This window comes from Vibrio sp. 10N.222.55.B11 (genome assembly GCF_041473705.1).
In the GTDB taxonomy this organism is placed as follows: domain Bacteria; phylum Pseudomonadota; class Gammaproteobacteria; order Enterobacterales; family Vibrionaceae; genus Vibrio; species Vibrio crassostreae_C.
This window is the reverse complement of the sequence record NZ_JBFRST010000060.1, coordinates 1-16,279: the sequence shown is the minus strand read 5'-3', so window position 1 is coordinate 16,279 and position 16,279 is coordinate 1. Positions and strand designations below refer to the sequence as shown.

Here is a 16,279-nt window from a genome sequence, read left to right as displayed (position 1 = left end):
TTAAGATGACATAAGTTAAAGCGGATAATCTCATGGTTAAGACTATTTTTTTCAAACAGATGATCAGTTGATGAATATTGGTGCTTAAAGGCGTATCAGGCGAATGGCAAACATGGATGAAGTGATATCAAGCAAGAGAATAGAAATACTGATTAAGTCACTAGATAGGTCGATTGCAAAAAAACACCTAGCGTAATGCTAGGTGTTTCTAAGCCGTGTGGTACTCATGTCGGTACTTTTTTGTGTTAGCCAACCAACCGCTGTTGATTTGGTTTAGTTAAAGTGGCTGTATCTCAGATACCACTAAAGTGGTAGTGATTATTGTTTTCTTATCAGCTCACTTTTACTGTTTTAAAAAGTATAGATCCTTCGCGTAGATATTTCCTTTCGGATTATTGTTTGGGAAGCCTTTTAGTGTATTTCGTACTAATCGTGTGTGATTGTAATGATATAAAGGTATAACTGCTGAAGAATAGTTGAGTAACGACTCATCGTGCTGATATAAAGTAAAGCGTTTAGACTAATCTTCCGTTTTACTCGCTTGCTGTAAGGGCTCATCATAGTATGGATTACAGTAGCCACTCTCATTTGCTGTGTGAAACGTGAGTTTGAATTTTTACCCTAATGTGAGCGTTGGGTAATGCGTTTAGCTTTGTTGAGGGAGAGGAGCCTCAAGCCTTGGTTTTCTTCTGATTTGAGCAAGGATGACACCTGAAATCACCATCACACCACCAATGATGTGGAACTGGTTAATCTCTTCACCAAGCCATGTCGCGGCTAATACGATCGCAACAACCGGAAGCAAATTCATGAACATCGCACTTGAGTCAGCACCAATGGTGTCAATTGCTTTCACCCACATCCAAGGCGCTAAAATCGAAGCGGCAACCGCGGCGTAAGCTATCAATGGGATCGCTTGTTGCGGTGGTAACAGTTGTTCGCTGGTAAGCCAAAGTGGCGTAAGCATCGCGACAGCAAACAGACCCTGAATGTAAATCACCACCCAGCTACTGATGGGCATTTTCCAGCGTTTCAATAGCACACAGTAAGAAGCATAAACAAAGGCCGCAATCAGCATATAGCCATCGCCTTGAGTCAATTCTTGATGCATGAAGAACAAAGGGTCGCCTTTGCCTAACATCAGAGCTAAGCCTGACAGTGACAACACACCGCCAACAATACTTAAACTAGAAATGGACTTGTGCAACAAAGGAACGCTTAGAAATACACTGATCAACGGGACTAGAGACGTGATCAATGCCATGTTGGAAGCGGTTGTGGTTAAGCCGGCGTAGTAACCTAGAGATTGGTTCAACACCATGCCCAAAAAGCCGAGGAACGCTAATTTCGATAGGTTTGGCTTAATGACAGCCCACTGCTTCATCACCGGGCGAATACAGAAAGGCGTGAGAATTAACATCGCAAAAAACCAGCGGTAAAAACTCATCGCGCTAGGTTCTATGGTGTTTGCAGCAAGCTTGTTGACGATTGCATTGGCGCCCCAGATACAGACTGTAAAAAATGGTAATAGGTAATGCATGTGAATTCCGTGGTGAATGAGTTGATGCGGCTAGTTTGACAGGTCGTTATACTTACAAGTATCTTTATAAAGACATTAAGCGCGATAGGAAGACAAGTTTGAAAAAACACTCCAGAAACCTTCATCCATCCTTATTAATTGATAAGGCACCATCCAACGTATTTATGAATTTTGAAGCGTTTCTTTCGAACACTGAAACCCGAGTTCATAGCCACTCATGGGGACAGGTTCAATTGATCAGTGGTGGTATATTAGAGATGGAAGCGGAAAGCACTCGATTTCTAGCGCCACCACATCTAGCGATTTGGGTACCGGCCGGGGTGATGCATTGCAGTTATAACCGTAAGCCTTTGGACTACTGTTCACTAAATATCGCCCCAGAACTCACGCAACACCTGCCAGATAAAACCAGCCTTATAAAGATCACGCCGATTGTGTCTTCTATTATCGATGATTTTCGCGATCGTGGGATCAATGTTGCGGAAACCGAGCAAGACCAAAGGCTCGTTCAGGTACTGCTTGACCAACTTGCGCAGCGTGAGGTTGAACACCACTTCTTGCCTTCAACCGATAATAAGTATCTAGCGCCTATATTGGCTTCTGTTGAAGAGAACCCAACCGATGAAGTGACGCTGAAAGATTGGGCTGAACGTGTCCACACCACGGAAAGAACCCTTTCTCGCCACTGCCAGACCGAGCTTGGAATGAGCTTTACCGAGTGGCGACTGCGAGTGCGCTACCTATACTCAATGGACTTGTTGAGAAACGGCCAATCGGTTAAAGAGGTTGCTCTTACATTGGGTTATAACCAAGCAAGCCCATTTATCACCATGTTCAAACGTTACGCGAACCAAACGCCAGAGCAGTATAAGAACCGTTTGTTGTAGCTCGGTCTTGTTGCCAAAAGAACGGATGTTTGCGCTAGTTAGTGCGTAGATAGACCACAAGTGAATAGATAGACCATAAGTGAATACGTGCAGTATGAGCTTATGGAATCGCCCCTAACAGCCCATATATTTCGCTCTGTTGTTCGGTGACATCCTCATAGTGTTGGTTCAATAGAGTACTGTTGCTGCTCACTTTGAACAGTATGTACGTTTCTCCGTCGACCTCGAACCAATTGAAGGTTCCATGCTGGTTATACGTGGTCATTGTTTTGTTTATCTTCATGAGATATACATTAGCAGCGCAAGACATGCAGACGTACATAAGCCAAAGAAAGAAAAGAAAAACCACGAGCCTAATACTGTTTTTTCTTTTCCTACCTCTTCATTACTTTGCTGCCAACCAAGTTCACGAACCTGATCCTTGGTAAGGTTTAAGTCTAGTTTCTCGATGTATCTGTTAAGTTCGTCATTGTGCACTGAGCTAAGCATGTTCTATCTCCTCTAACCATTTGATTGGTATTTTAGGGGAGCCCAGTGTTTGGTTAAATTAGATATTTTTCAACAGGCGTTAAGGTAAATAGAACATATGGAATAACAAAAAACCTCCGTGGTGGAGGTTTTGGTTGAAAGTGTTTTAGTTGATGGTTATCGCGATGTATTTGTTGTTAGATTCCACCTGTATTAATACACAATCTAATACCCAGTCAACTCCATATAGCCAGACCCAGAATGAGAACCTTTGATTTCAATTGGCCCTTCCCAATAAGGAACCGACAGCGGCATTTTGGCATTTGGATTGAGTGCCGAGACGGTCAGTTCTATTTGCTGGCTTGGAATCGAAACTTGCCACTCTGTTGGGTAGTCACGCCCGTCGATTTTAGTTTGCTTGATGGCGGTTAAGCTGATGTCTTGCTGCTTAATCGCGATGCCGGAGCCATCTTGATTCATCAACCTCGCATGAGAATAGCTGGCTTTGCCTGTAGTTGAGTTTCGAAGTTGAAATACCACCAAGCTGGTTTCATCACTCAGCCTTAGCGCAAACCAATCCCAACCTTGTTGCGAGTCGAGTAAAAACTGCGAGCTCCATTCTCTGTCTATCCAACCTTTGCCGGAAACTTGATGGGTGACGCCATCAATAGTTACCTCGCCCGATACATTGATGAATGGTTGGCTGTAGTAATAGGAAGCCACTTTGCCATCGCTACTTTTAGTGCTGTAGCCTTGTTCGCCTTGCTTTTGATATGGCGCGTTGTTGGTTAACTTAAGCGAATATCCAAATTGACCCGAGTTAGCGACCAATGTAGCTGGGAACAGGTCATCGGTCGTCGACGTCCATTGCCAATCATCGAGGTAAACACGAAACGGCGAATCGCTTACACCCGCCAGTTCAGCTTGGTCACGTGACCATTTTTCATCGGCATAGTGTTTATTTTTAGTGGTGACAGCGCTGTGCGCCATGTAAATCTGCTGACTTTGCCACGTAGTTTCCTTGGTGCTATTGCCACTTTCATGTGGTGCAGCCGCAAAGCGGAACTGTGTCCATTGCACACCTAACACATTGTCTTCTTCATCAATTAAGTTTGCGGTTAAATACCACCATTCATGACGAAAATCTGGATGTGCTTGATGGTCGGCAGGGAAGGCGATGTCGATACCTTTAACTACCGGTGTGAATTGATCAGTCTCTTTTTGTGTTTCATCGTCGGTTTGTTTTCCAGTGCCAAGTATTGAGCCCATATTTTGAGCTGATGGTTGAGTGGATTCATCGCACCCTAAAAGGAGCAAGATGCCAAGTGTGAGAACGAAAACTCTCATTGTTCGATTCATCACAACACCTCACTCTGTAAACTGGATACCACGGGTTTGCTGACCAAACGCCACAGTGGAATCAAGGTCGCAATCACTGCCACTAAAATGGTGATGGTTGCGATGCTGAGTGCATCACTCCAATTCCATACGTAATTTAAGCTCCAACCAAAGGCGCGTAGGGTAACGATGTCCGTCAACACATAACCGACCATAGCGCCGAGTGGTAAAGCGATAACCAGAGTGAAGGCGACCAGAACAACGATTTGCCCGACCACCATTGCCATCAATTTTTTCTGACTAACACCGAGTGCATACAGCCTTGCAATGGTGGCTTTACGTGCATCGAGCAACATGAAACAGGCGCAGAACAACCCAATCACCGCCACCATTAATGTGACGCCATTAAGCGCCCGCGTGATGGCAAAAGTTTGTGAGAATATATCCAACGCGATCGATTTGATCTGTGCTTGATTGTAAAGCTGACCTGGGTGCAGATTGAGTTGTTGGCGTAACTGTTCGTACACCACTTGTGGGTCGCCAGAGACTTTGATTCCCAAGCTGGTGGGTAAGTCAGTAAATCCGCTTTCGATCCACAAATTAGGTGCAAGTAACACTTCGCCATTCGGTGAGCCGTAATCGTGGAAAATCGCCCCGACGATGAGCGCTTTGTCTTGGATCGCGTCGAGCTTGAGTCGGCTTCCAAGCGGCAAGCCGAGCTTCACTGCCGTAGGTTCGCTGATCGCCACGAATTCACCTTGGTAAAAGCGCGTCCAGAAATCATCAAGGTGGGATTGAAATACCATGGTTTGCTCAAGTGTGTCTTTGTCTTTGGTGCCGAGCAAAGTAGGTAAGCCCTGCAAGTTATCATCGACATAATATTGCTTATAAACGGTTTCAACATTTTCAAACTGCTCTAACGCACGTTCCACATTCGCGATTTCACCTTGGGCAGGGCTAACGTAAATATCGGCATGTAAGCGCTGTTCAAGCCATTGCTTTAACGTGGATTCAAAGCTGCCGACTAAGGTATTCATTCCGATATTGGCGGTGACAGCGAGAAGCAACGCCATCATGGCAAGGGAGAGAGGGGAAATAAGTTCACGTAGCTCAGCAAACAGATATTGTATTAACCCCGATTGGGTGCGTTTTTCGCTCCAGTTCGCTAGCACGCTTAGCGTTTTGGGCAGGTACAAAGGAATCGATACCACTAACACACCGAGCCATGCCATGGTGAAGCGATGATGTTCGCTCATCCATAAACCTGCTAACGCGAGAATAGTTAATACTGACCCGATAACAAACAGCTGATTTTCGTTAGGCGTTTCCGGCGCTTGATAGAAACCGCCATGGGAAGAGAGGGGTTGTCGCACCCGCTGTTTAAAGTGTTGCCAACAAGCGACAAGCGTTGCGGCCAGCGTGAGTAGCAGTGCCTGCACTAACCATTGCCACTGCCATGTACCGGGAAGCAGTGTTGCACCATAAAGTTGCTCAAGTGTTATCGCGACGGTTGGATGCAGCCAATGGCTGAGTTGGATGCCGAGAATGAAACCAAGCGACGCGCCTAGTGTGACTAAAAGAGTCAGCTCGACTAACAGAGCTGAAAACACGATGCTTGGCGCAATGCCGGCTTGTTGAATTTGCACCAATAGCCGATTACGCTTCAGTAAACTGTACTTCACACCATTGTAAGCGATGAATAGGCCAACCAAAAACGCCAACAGACTCATGGCGGTGAGATTGAGGTGAAAGCTATCGGTAATTGAACCCAGATCCGTACTTTGGTTGTTGGAAATCCATCGTCCTTGCTCGCCAATAAGGCTTTGCCATTTATCCTGAGGATTGCTCTTAGTGTCGCTCTTAGTGTCAAAAATAGCGATGTAGCTCAGTTGCCCTTGCTTGTTAAGCAGTTGCTGAGCGAACCCAATATCCATCAACATTCGGCTACCTAGCTGCCATTCATCTGGTAGCACTACCACTTGAGTGAGCACTTCATCCAAAGTGAGTGTGTCTACTCCTCCCAAGTTCTGGTGTTGCGACTGGCTCATCATCACAATGGGTTCACCCGCTAAGAGTTGCGGCAAAGGTAAGGCATTGTAGAACAGGGACATGTTTGGTTCTTTGGTTTGAGTGTTGCTTTGTTCGTCGACGCGAGCGTGACGAGATCTTGAAGTGAGGGCGGCGATCAACTCACTGCCTTGAACTGACCAACGTCGACCTTGCTCGTCTCTTACTCGCCCTTCTATAACAGGTAGCGCTGCGCTTAATCCACTTTGTCTTAAGCTGAAGTAGAGCGATTCCGGCAAATAGTTTTGCCCTGCTGGTGGAATGATAAGGTTCTGCGCTTGAGCGCTAAGTTGCTCGGTCGATTCTGCATAACTGCGCTTGGCATTGAGGTTGATGGCTTGCACTGCGACAAACAAGGTGACCGCTAACACAATGCCGATCAGAATCGCTGCGGCTTGCAATGGTGATTGACGATAGTGCGCCGCGAATAGATTCAGAGTCAGTTTGGTATGGGTGAGCTGGTTCTGAGCGAAGCCAGTTTGCTTCATTGGATTACTCACAACGCTGCTGCTCTTGGGGTTAGATCGGCGTTCCTTAAACAACCATCATCTAACACCAATTTTGTCTGCATAAAGCTGGCGCATTCTGGGCTGTGCGTAACCAAAAGCACGGCAGTGTTGCCTTGTGTAGTGATTTCACTCAGCAGCTTCATTACCTCAATGCCTGCTTTGTGGTCGAGGTTGCCTGTGGGTTCATCGGCAAGCAGTAGTTTGGGTTTATGGGCAAGCGCACGCGCTATTGCCACCCGTTGTTGCTGACCGCCAGAGAGTGCGGATACGTGTCTTTCGAGTAGCTCACTGATGCCCAATGCATCAACTAAATAATCGCACCAGTCGCTCCATTTCTGTTGATTTAAATGAAGAGGGAAGGCGATGTTTTGTTTTACGTTGAGTGGGGTCAATAAGTTGAACTGTTGAAAGATAACGCCCAATTTTTGATGACGAAATCGGCTCCATTGTGGATCTTTCCAATTTGATGTGTTCTCGCCATCAAGCCACAATTCTCCACCGGATAGAGGTTCAAACCCCGCAATGATGTTAAGCAGAGTACTCTTTCCACTGCCACTCGCCCCTGTCAAAGCCACGCTTGCCCCTGTTGCCAAAGCGAAGTCGACATTTTCCAACACGCTATGAGTGTCTTTACCATCAACAAAGCTTTTGCTGGCATGTGTGAGTGTGACAATTGGGCTTTCCATTTCCTTTCCTTATAACCAAAACCTACCATCAAAAGGTGTCGTTACTTGTGGCAATTACTGAAGCGACAAGCTCTATAAAACTGTAGACAACAATTTGAAAAAGAAAGCGATTTATATCGAATAATTAATAACTTGTACTGCGAAAAGAGAGAAATAGATCAGTGTGAGGAGGAATACAGGTGTTTGTGGGAGCTTAGAGTCACCTCAGAGGCTTTTGGGGCTGTTTATAGATAATAAATATCTATGTTAAAAATTGTCCCAATTCCAATTCGTTTTAAAAGAAAACGCCCCCGATTGGTTGAAGCCAATCAGGGTTAGTAAGGCCCAAGAAAATCTAGTTACTTGGACTTTATTGCGAGGATTAATTTTGCTAAGGCACCTAACAAAGCAGCGATAGCGAAAACCAATTCAGGGTTATTCATATTATTACCTATAAAGAAGCTCTCGCCTTATGTGAGAGATTCTTCGTATTATCAACATGCATGTTATGGAAGGCAAGATAAAGAAATGGGGCTACCTGTGGATAACTATCTGATTTATTAGGTTTTACTAAAAAGGGGGGGGGGAGGCGGTGTAGCCTTCAAGTTGCAAAGTACTTGCTTACAATAGTAATGAGTGTGTCAAAGAGTCTGCTTTTACTTCTATTTTTCAACGTCACTTAATATGGATCGTACTCAACTTTCCGTAATCAACGACCTAACCACGCTCTAAGCGTCGTTAAGTCGCTATTAGTTGAGGTCAGGGATTAATTGAGCGCTTCAATCAGAGTGATTTCGCGTTTGATCTGTTTGCTCTCTTGCTCAGTCGCCTGCGCCAGTTTCTTTTCGCGTGTGGTTATGGCTGTTTGTTTGGCTTCGTCAGATTTGAACATCAGTTCTTTTACGTTGATAGAAGCGATGTTTGTGTAGCGGCCATCGTCACTGGTCGGGATTGATATGGTTTCATCATTAATCAATGACTTCACTATCTCTCGTTGTTCATTGTAACGGCTCTCTAAACCAGAAAGTGCCCATCGCTGCTGAGTTTTACCTTCATACTGACCGTTCTTTTCTTCTTTGAGATACTTGATGGTCATATTACGGATTGTGCCTGCTTCTTCTCCATACTCTGCTTCCGTATCAAAGAGTACAGGGAACGATTCACCTTCTAGCACGCCGCCTTTCTTGGTTAGATGACCCATTCGATAGCTATTCATACCAATACGGATTTCTGTTTGATCAGTAACCGGTGTGCCATCTGCAAACGCGAGGTTGGTGATGCGTGTACCTGCAGGCTGAGTGAGGTCGATGGTATAAGTCACGCCCGCGAAGAAGTCATTGGTTGAGTATTTTGATGCTCTGCGTTCAGGGTTAAAGCTGTAGGTTACATCACCGGGTTGCACTGAGTTGAAGTAGCCCGCAGACCATTCCATGTAGGTTCTTAACTCTTTTCCTGTCATCTGGTAGACAGTGATTTCGCCACCTGCGTATTGGTAGTTGTACGCGATGTCTTTGGCTTTGATTGGGCCAACATCGAGCTCTGCATTGTCGTTGTCTATTTGAAGTGCGATGACATTGGCTTTAGGTGCATAGAAGAAGCTCGCTTCTTGGAATAGCGCACTGATGCCTGTGTCTTGAACGTGGACTTGAGGGATACCGCGGATTTCATTTTCAGGGACTAAATCAACGCCGGTAAGCTGAGCGACAGGTCTGTTCGCCATTTCTCGGAGTTGTTTGTGATAAGGCTGGTATAGCTCGTCCATATTCTGATCAGAATCTATACCTTTAATTTTATAGGTGAGGCTGTCTTTGTTGACGAGAGTGAATGTGCCATCGCGCTCTTCAAATTGAAGATCAATACGAGATAGGGCGCGGCCATATTTGTCGGGTTCAGTAATAATAACGCCATTCACAACAGCTTTATCGATGCGAGTGTGCATGTGGCCAGCGACGATGGCATCGAGCTCTGGGTTTGCGTTGGCAATGTCGGTGACACCGGTGTCAGCAATGTCATTCTCGTTCTCAATCCCCATATGGGCAACCAATACGATGGCATCCACTTTATCATCAATTTCTTTGACGATTTTCTTCACTTCCAAGGTTGGATTAGTGAAAGTGACGCCTTCTAAACGGTTGGTACCTTGCGCAAAGACCTCCGTCATTGGGGTATCCATTCCTATCACACCGATCTTAATGCCACCGCGTTCAAGGATGGTGTAACCCGGCAAGAATGGGTTTCCGTTTTTGTTCTTGATGTTGCCACCGAGAGACTGCCCTTTAAATTGGGTAACGGCCCTGTTGAGGGTTTTGAGGCCAAAGTCGAATTCGTGGTTACCTAAAACCCACACATCGTATTTCATGTGATTAAAGCCAAGCATCATTGGATCAACGGGCTCGTCTTTGAAGGTTTCTACGAAGTTGCCTTGGATGGTATCGCCAGCGTCGACAAGGATAATGTTAGATTGCTCTTTGCGGATCTCACCAACTTTGGTCGCGATTTGGCTCAAGCTACCACGCGTGTTGAGTTTATCTGCCGCGTAATCCCACGCCATAAAATGACCGTGGATATCTGAAGTACCCAGTATCGTGACATCGTGTATATCGCCATCAGCTGCAAAGGTGGGAAAGGCTAGAGAGAGTAGGATGGCGCTTGATAGTATGTGTCTTTTCATAAGTATGTTCACATCGTGGTTTTAAGTATGACGCTACCATATAGAATCGAGGTTATCTTATGGGTGATCAGTATCATATTTCTAATGATATAACTAATTGATGTTTCAAATAAATGTGATTCATGACCATCTCGTAACCACTTAAGTTATGGAGAAATGCACCACAACTCTTCGCTATCTTTTCAATCTTCGATTTCTTTAATCAAACTTCCTAAGCGATGGTGTATTAACAAGCACGCTTGTAAGCTGTTGAACGTCTTGCCTGTTGAAATAAACAAGGTATATATCGTCCAACTCTCACTTACTGTGGCAGTAAGATGATCTTGCCCTCTAGGCGTGTGGTTTTCGATTCAATGAGATCAATCGCGGTTTGCACTTCATCGAATGGTAGATAGCGGTCAACGTCGAGCTGAATGTCGTTTGTGATGAAGTGATCTAGCATGGTCGTGAACTTATCACGGCGAACATCTTTACCTTCTGCTTCCTCCCAATAACGCAAGAAGAAGGTGCTGAAATCGATGTGTTGGTTTTTCGCGTACTCAAAGAAGCGTGGCTCGTAAAAATCCAACGACAGCGTCCCATAGTTGATAAAGCGCCCGTTGTTGCCAAGGGTGTGAACAAGATCGGTTCCGGGTGAGCCGCCAATCGCATCAAAGGCAACGGTTGGCATAGGCAAGCCTAATGCCTTAATTTGAGAAACTAGATCAGCGTTCGCATCTATCACCCAACAGGAAGTGGCAGGGTATTGTGTCTGCTGTGATGTAACGACAATGATGTTGAAGCCGAGTGATGCTGATAACTGGGAGAAGATCTTACCGATGGCTGAACTGCCCGCGTTGATGATCAACACATCCTCTTGGGTCAGCTTGGCTATTTCTGTCGTTAGCACCCATGCGGTTAGCGCATTAATGTACAACTGACAGGCGTAGCCATTGTCTAAATGTTGAGGAATTTGGAACAGATCATCTGGTGATACATCGACATAGTTCTGCCATGTTCCACTGGTTGCCACAAGCACTCGTTGATTCACTATAAACTCAGCACTGCTGGATTCTACAATCCTTCCTACCGCTTCAAATCCCGGTACTCTCGGCGGCTGATGGCTATGTTTGTATTGGCCCACACCATAAATCGACAACAGATCACTAGGGTTGATGTTAGTCGCTTCAATTTGTACGCGAACTTTATCTTTGTCTAGTACCCCTAAAGCGACATGTTCTAACTTGAGAGATTCTTTTGGCTGACCGAAACGGAACTGGCTAATTCGGGTATTTTGCTTAGTGTCAGTCATAGTTTGGGCACCTTTATGGATTATGAGTACTGCATTGATTTTAAGTGTAGCGTGTTCATAAACAACCTTGGGTCGCTAAAATTGCTTAACATAGCTGGCGTCGGTAAACAGTCGTCATCAACGTAGTCGACATAGTCTGCCGCCGAATCGAAGATCAAAATATCCAAAGCCAAACGATCCAAGCCATATCGGCCTCGGTGGATCATATCCGCTGAAAACACCAATAAGTCACCTGCGGCTAACGGTATCTGCTTACCACCAGAGATGTCATCGCTGCTCACTTTGCCGTTTTCTTCTTGGCGAACATTGTACTCTTCTTCGTTATCCCAACGTTTGTGCGTGCCGGGGATAAGTTCCATGCCGGGCTCATCAAAAAGGGGCACTCGCAGATGCAATACTTGGGTTTCCATGATGACTTTCATCTGGTCATCAATGTCGTAGTCGTATTGACAGTCACGATGCCAGAAGTCTTTTTGCTGCGGGTTTACTGGGTTGAAAAACAGCTGTGTATTCATGAATGCCGGCTTGTTCGGAATCACCGCATCAACCACATCCATCACTTGTTTCGAGCTTATGAAGTCGAAAAGCACGCTTCTATCGTCGGCAGGCAAATACTCGCTTCCCGTAATTAAAGACGAGTTAAATGCTTCTTCTTTATAGAATTCTTCGTTGTCTGCTTTCCATGATTCATGAAATTTCAGCACGACTTTTCTAAGCGATGCAATTTGAGCTTCATTGAAATAATTTCTGATAACAAAGTAACCATGTTCGTCGTAACGGTCACTTAATTGTTGGCTGTTTTCTACCACTGACTACCTTCGTTCATTCTTTGCTGTATAATAACTAAGGTCAACAGCCCTAGAGATTTCTTGGGCGCATAATGCCAGACAGTCGTCATTCAACCAAGTAACGAGTGCAGAAGCCTGTAGATTCAGTGATGCGATAAAACTCTATGGGGGCGAGTGTTACATGCCTATCCATATCATGGACTCATGCGATAAAAATCTCCGCATATGTGATCTACCCCCTTTTTTTATAAAATAAAAAGATTCACATGGTGAATGTTTTTGTGGTTTGCATGATTATTGACCATGTTGAAATTTGGTTGCGTATGGAAGATAGAAAATCATGGATGGTTTTTCGCTGGATATGAGAACACTTAATTTTATTATTATTTTGTTCTCTTTCATTTACTGCGTTGGCTTGTTGCTGTTCCAATTTACCCAACAGTCCATTAAAGGGCTTTCAATTTTTTCCATTTCAATATTTGTTATCGGAAGTGGGCCGTTGATGTTGAGCCTAAGAGGGGAACTCCCTGATTGGATCACTGTTATTGGCGCCAACATGGTCATTGCGCTTGGCTTTCATCTCGCTTTGTATAGCTTGTGCCTGTTTCGAGAATATTCCCTAAAATGCACCTACCTCAGCAGTCTGATGATGTTGGCTCTTTTGCTAGGTTTTATTCACTTCACGTACTATGAACCTTCCATCAAAGCTCGAATTATTCTCATTAGTTTATATCTGGCTTTTGTGACTCTTTGCACTGCCTTTGTGGTGTTAAAGGGTCAACGTGATGACTTGACCCTAGCAACTCGAATGATGGCCTTATCATTTTTGATATATGGTGGGTTTATGGTTTTCCGAGTACTGGTGACGCTATTTTCAACTGAGCTTCAGGATTTCATGGCAGCCGCACTCATTCATCAACTTGCCTTTTTAATGAGTATTGTTCTTATCGTGTCGATGAGCTTCACAATGCTCTGGTTGATTAATGCAAGGTTGCTTAGGTCTATTCATGACCTGTCTTACAGCGACCCTTTAACGGCACTTGGAAACCGCAGAGCTTTAGATGAAATGGTTCCAGTCGTCATGAAGCAGGCGGGGACTGCACCTGTTAGTGCCATTATGATGGATATTGATAACTTTAAGTCGATCAATGACCAACACGGACACATTGTGGGTGATCTCGTGATCAAGTCTTTTGCTGAAATGGTTCAAAGTGCAATCAAAACATCGCCAACAGCCAGTGCGTTTCGTTTTGGCGGAGACGAGATAATGATTTTATTGCCCAATGTTAATTTCCTACAAGCACAGGCTATTGCTTGTAAGCTGCGATTATCTATTTCAGAGATCTCAGCCGTACAAGGGAATGAGATGTTTCTGACGTCGAGTTTCGGTGTCGCTCAGCTTCACCCAGATGAGAATTGGGATGGGTTTATTACTCGAGCCGACAAAGCGTTATATCAAGCGAAAACAAACGGTCGCAATATGACTTCAATTTGTCCTAGTCATATTAACGAGATCGTCACTGCCACATCACCAATACCGCTGCAATAGAGAGTAAGATGAGTGCAAGAATGTCTTTGCGTGCGATGCTTTGTCCTAACCAGAAGTAGGATATCAACACCATGAAGATCACTTCGACTTGCCCAAGCGTCTTTACGTACGGAACGGCTTGAAGTGACATTGCGCTAAACCAACCCAGAGAACCGATAACACTCGCTAGGCTTGTCATTACGACCAGTTTCGACTTCTTGAATATCAGGCGCAGCGTGTCGCGTTCTCTGAAAAAGAGATACGTACAGATAATCACTGTCTGAAGGGAAATGACGAGGAACAGCACCCATGCGGCGCTATGAGGGAAGGGCAACCCTATGCTCAAGCTGGCTTCACGTACCCAAAGAGACGTTAAAGCAAAGGCGGTACTACACGCCATACCTAACAAAAATACTTTCGGAGACAAGCTTCGCCAACCCGAAGAACTACTCATGATTAGCACGCCTAAAGTACCAATAAGTACGCCGACCCAACCTGTTAGTGTCAAAGCAGTACCAAAAAACAATACGGATAGCACCGCAGACACGGGGGCTTCACACTTGGCTAATCCTGCGCCTATCGCATAGTTTTCTAGCTTGAACAGCATCACCATTAAGCCGGTCGCGAGGATCTGCATGATGGCGGCAGCAACAATATAGAAAACAAACTCACCCGAAAAATCCGGTGCGGAGACTGGCTGCCATTGATAGAGGGTGTAGAGGTAAATAAGGGCGATTGGGCCAGCCCAAATAAAACGCGCCAACGTCACGCCAGCCACGCTCATGGTGCCACTTAATTTACTTTGAAAGGCATTGCGCCAAGATTGGCTAAAGGCAGCAAGGAGAGTAAAGGCTATCCAACTAAAAGACATGACGCGTCCATGTGTTATGTAATTTGCTGATTATATTAACAAATAAAACCAATATAAGAAGCGACTTGTTCTTTTAATAAGCAATAGTCAGTTGCGTGAATCGCTCGGTTTTGAAGAATATTCGGTCTTTAAAACTTGCGCTGTAAACCTTAACGGCTTCATTTACTTGTCACTCGACATCAATCGATTGTTTAGAAAATCGCTTCTTTTCTGTTCTTGAAGTAGAACAGCGCGCTGATCAAAACGAACAGTAAGGTGAAGTAATAGAAAAAAGAAGACAGTGAGGCCAAGAAGGCAAGGTTCTGTTCTATTTCTTGTTCGGTGTAGCCCTGAGACACCAACTTATAGTAGTAAGCGTACAAGATACCGATCAGACCGTATCCGAGGTTAAACATCAAACCTTTGAAACTAAGAACGGTGGCTCTGTTGTGTGATTCGGTTTTTTTATTCAGGTGGTAGCTGATGAAAATGTTCATCGTCATGATGATAAAGATTAATACTAGTGCCGGAATGACTCCGTAAATCGACCAACCTAAACTGATCCAGTAATAAGTCGCCATGCTTGCCAATCCCATAACCACAATGAAGGTTTTAGCCTCCATACTCTCTGCTAATCTTCGGCTTTGTCCTGCCAATATAATCTTAAGCAAGCTGATACCCGCACCAATAAAACCAAAGTAGATAATTGGAATATCAATGGCCAGATAGTATTGGCTGTTCATGGTTAGGAACATGCGTGAGGTGTGTTCGAATAGGCTGTAGTAGAGCAAGATGAACAGCACGTAAGGCGTAGCGAATACCCATTTACCTGCATCGATCGTCAATTTAAGACTTGAGATGGTGGTTGCCAATTTGGTTTGGTCGCTTGGCATCAGCTTTTTCTCTTCGCGCATATTAATCGCGGCATAGATGGCGAGCATCGCGACAAATAGGGTGGCGAATACGGGAATGCGCATCAGGTCTTTGGTGCTTTCTGGCTCGGCTAGTCCAAGGAAATCAAAGATGTTCGCCATGAAGTTCACATCGTACATCGCCGCACCAATCAATGTGACAAAGATACCGACGGTTGAGGCGACACGAAGCTGGATTTGCAGCACTCGCGGCCACAACTCTTCATTGCCTTGTTCCTTTAAAGTGTCGTAAGCCAATGCCTCGTCGGCGCCGCTGGCCAGTGCCATCGCTAAGCCACTGAGAATCCGGTTAATTAGAAAGACCATGAATACCAAGTCGGGGTTTCCGGTTGGTACTAGCGCTATCATCGCGATCTCAACAAACATTACAATCGAAGACAGCACCACCAGTTTCTTGCGGCCTAAGGTATCAGCGAACGCGCCCGACGGCACCTCAGCAAGCACAATGGTGGCTGCCCACACTACGTTGAGCATCGCGAATTGAGAAAGAGTTAGCCCGTAATCTAAATAGAGTAGGGTGAATATAGGGTAGTAAAAACGCGCAAAGTAGCTGCTTCGAAACATTAAGAAGTAGCGGACATTGGGAATGTTAAGGATCTCTTTGAGCGTCATGATAATTTCAGTATTTTAGATAACACATCATTATGTATAACCCTTTTACTCTTTTAAATCATGGAATTGTTGTCAAATCCCTAAAATATCTGGTTTGGGTGATCTTCGAACTCATACCAATTAAAGTAAAAAT

General features: G+C 44.9%; 12 protein-coding genes and 1 pseudogene. 2 read left to right on the top strand and 11 right to left on the bottom strand.

Annotated elements, in window-relative coordinates; all coding sequences use genetic code 11:
- Positions 1-343 precede the first annotated feature (343 nt).
- Together AB4503_RS20260 and AB4503_RS20255 are read right to left on the bottom strand one after the other, a co-directional pair.
- A pseudogene (locus AB4503_RS20260) lies at positions 344-598 on the bottom strand (peptide ABC transporter substrate-binding protein); the annotation flags it as partial.
- A gap of 48 nt (positions 599-646) precedes the next feature.
- On the bottom strand, positions 647-1,540 hold the full coding sequence (locus AB4503_RS20255) for a DMT family transporter (protein ID WP_372102771.1): 894 nt from the start codon (positions 1,538-1,540) through the stop codon (positions 647-649).
- A gap of 98 nt (positions 1,541-1,638) precedes the next feature.
- On the opposite strand from AB4503_RS20255, the gene AB4503_RS20250 reads away from it, so the two are divergent.
- Positions 1,639-2,427, top strand: a complete 789-nt coding sequence (locus AB4503_RS20250; RefSeq protein ID WP_029235520.1) for a helix-turn-helix domain-containing protein — start codon at positions 1,639-1,641, stop codon at positions 2,425-2,427.
- A gap of 279 nt (positions 2,428-2,706) precedes the next feature.
- Here the strand turns inward: AB4503_RS20250 and AB4503_RS20245 are convergent, their stop codons facing one another.
- The 7 genes from AB4503_RS20245 to AB4503_RS20215 form a co-directional block, all read right to left on the bottom strand.
- Positions 2,707-2,916 (bottom strand): hypothetical protein, encoded by a 210-nt coding sequence (locus tag AB4503_RS20245; protein WP_048609786.1) that lies wholly within the window; start codon positions 2,914-2,916, stop codon positions 2,707-2,709.
- A gap of 204 nt (positions 2,917-3,120) precedes the next feature.
- Positions 3,121-4,242: a lipocalin-like domain-containing protein gene (locus AB4503_RS20240; protein ID WP_371721032.1), complete on the bottom strand. Its 1,122-nt coding sequence runs from the start codon at positions 4,240-4,242 to the stop codon at positions 3,121-3,123.
- A gap of 11 nt (positions 4,243-4,253) precedes the next feature.
- The gene (locus tag AB4503_RS20235) at positions 4,254-6,788 is read right to left on the bottom strand and encodes an ABC transporter permease (protein WP_372115651.1); all 2,535 of its coding nucleotides are present in this window, start codon (positions 6,786-6,788) and stop codon (positions 4,254-4,256) included.
- Between the two features lie 8 nt (positions 6,789-6,796).
- Positions 6,797-7,495 carry an ABC transporter ATP-binding protein gene (locus AB4503_RS20230; protein ID WP_372115645.1) on the bottom strand — a complete coding sequence of 233 codons (699 nt, stop codon included), beginning with the start codon at positions 7,493-7,495 and terminating at the stop codon, positions 6,797-6,799.
- Positions 7,496-8,240: 745 nt separating this feature from the next.
- Positions 8,241-10,145, bottom strand: coding sequence for a bifunctional UDP-sugar hydrolase/5'-nucleotidase (locus AB4503_RS20225; protein ID WP_372115644.1), 1,905 nt, complete (start codon positions 10,143-10,145; stop codon positions 8,241-8,243).
- 301 nt (positions 10,146-10,446) lie between these two features.
- Positions 10,447-11,436, bottom strand: a complete 990-nt coding sequence (locus AB4503_RS20220) for a zinc-dependent alcohol dehydrogenase family protein (RefSeq protein WP_017059992.1) — start codon at positions 11,434-11,436, stop codon at positions 10,447-10,449.
- 20 nt (positions 11,437-11,456) lie between these two features.
- A complete protein-coding gene (locus AB4503_RS20215) occupies positions 11,457-12,245 on the bottom strand; it encodes a phytanoyl-CoA dioxygenase family protein (RefSeq protein WP_372115643.1) in 789 nt (262 codons plus the stop codon).
- Between the two features lie 319 nt (positions 12,246-12,564).
- Between AB4503_RS20215 and AB4503_RS20210 the strand changes: the two genes are divergently transcribed.
- Positions 12,565-13,773 carry a GGDEF domain-containing protein gene (locus AB4503_RS20210; RefSeq protein WP_372115642.1) on the top strand — a complete coding sequence of 403 codons (1,209 nt, stop codon included), beginning with the start codon at positions 12,565-12,567 and terminating at the stop codon, positions 13,771-13,773.
- Here the strand turns inward: AB4503_RS20210 and AB4503_RS20205 are convergent.
- Complete coding sequence (locus AB4503_RS20205; protein WP_372115641.1) at positions 13,742-14,623, bottom strand: multidrug transporter; 882 nt, start codon at positions 14,621-14,623, stop codon at positions 13,742-13,744. The genes AB4503_RS20210 and AB4503_RS20205 overlap by 32 nt on opposite strands.
- Before the next feature lie 191 nt (positions 14,624-14,814).
- The gene (locus tag AB4503_RS20200; protein ID WP_017067511.1) at positions 14,815-16,146 is read right to left on the bottom strand and encodes an MFS transporter; all 1,332 of its coding nucleotides are present in this window, start codon (positions 16,144-16,146) and stop codon (positions 14,815-14,817) included.
- Between the last annotated feature and the right edge of the window lie 133 nt (positions 16,147-16,279).

Bases quoted from the DNA above. Each gene is read 5' to 3' on its own strand.
- AB4503_RS20255 (WP_372102771.1), bottom strand. From the start codon at position 1,540: ATGCATTACCTATTACCATTTTTTACAGTCTGTATCTGGGGCGCCAAT.
- AB4503_RS20245 (WP_048609786.1), bottom strand. From the start codon at position 2,916: ATGCTTAGCTCAGTGCACAATGACGAACTTAACAGATACATCGAGAAA.
- AB4503_RS20240 (WP_371721032.1), bottom strand. From the start codon at position 4,242: ATGAGAGTTTTCGTTCTCACACTTGGCATCTTGCTCCTTTTAGGGTGC.
- AB4503_RS20235 (WP_372115651.1), bottom strand. From the start codon at position 6,788: ATGAAGCAAACTGGCTTCGCTCAGAACCAGCTCACCCATACCAAACTG.
- AB4503_RS20230 (WP_372115645.1), bottom strand. From the start codon at position 7,495: ATGGAAAGCCCAATTGTCACACTCACACATGCCAGCAAAAGCTTTGTT.
- AB4503_RS20225 (WP_372115644.1), bottom strand. From the start codon at position 10,145: ATGAAAAGACACATACTATCAAGCGCCATCCTACTCTCTCTAGCCTTT.
- AB4503_RS20220 (WP_017059992.1), bottom strand. From the start codon at position 11,436: ATGACTGACACTAAGCAAAATACCCGAATTAGCCAGTTCCGTTTCGGT.
- AB4503_RS20210 (WP_372115642.1), top strand. From the start codon at position 12,565: ATGGATGGTTTTTCGCTGGATATGAGAACACTTAATTTTATTATTATT.
- AB4503_RS20205 (WP_372115641.1), bottom strand. From the start codon at position 14,623: ATGTCTTTTAGTTGGATAGCCTTTACTCTCCTTGCTGCCTTTAGCCAA.
- AB4503_RS20200 (WP_017067511.1), bottom strand. From the start codon at position 16,146: ATGACGCTCAAAGAGATCCTTAACATTCCCAATGTCCGCTACTTCTTA.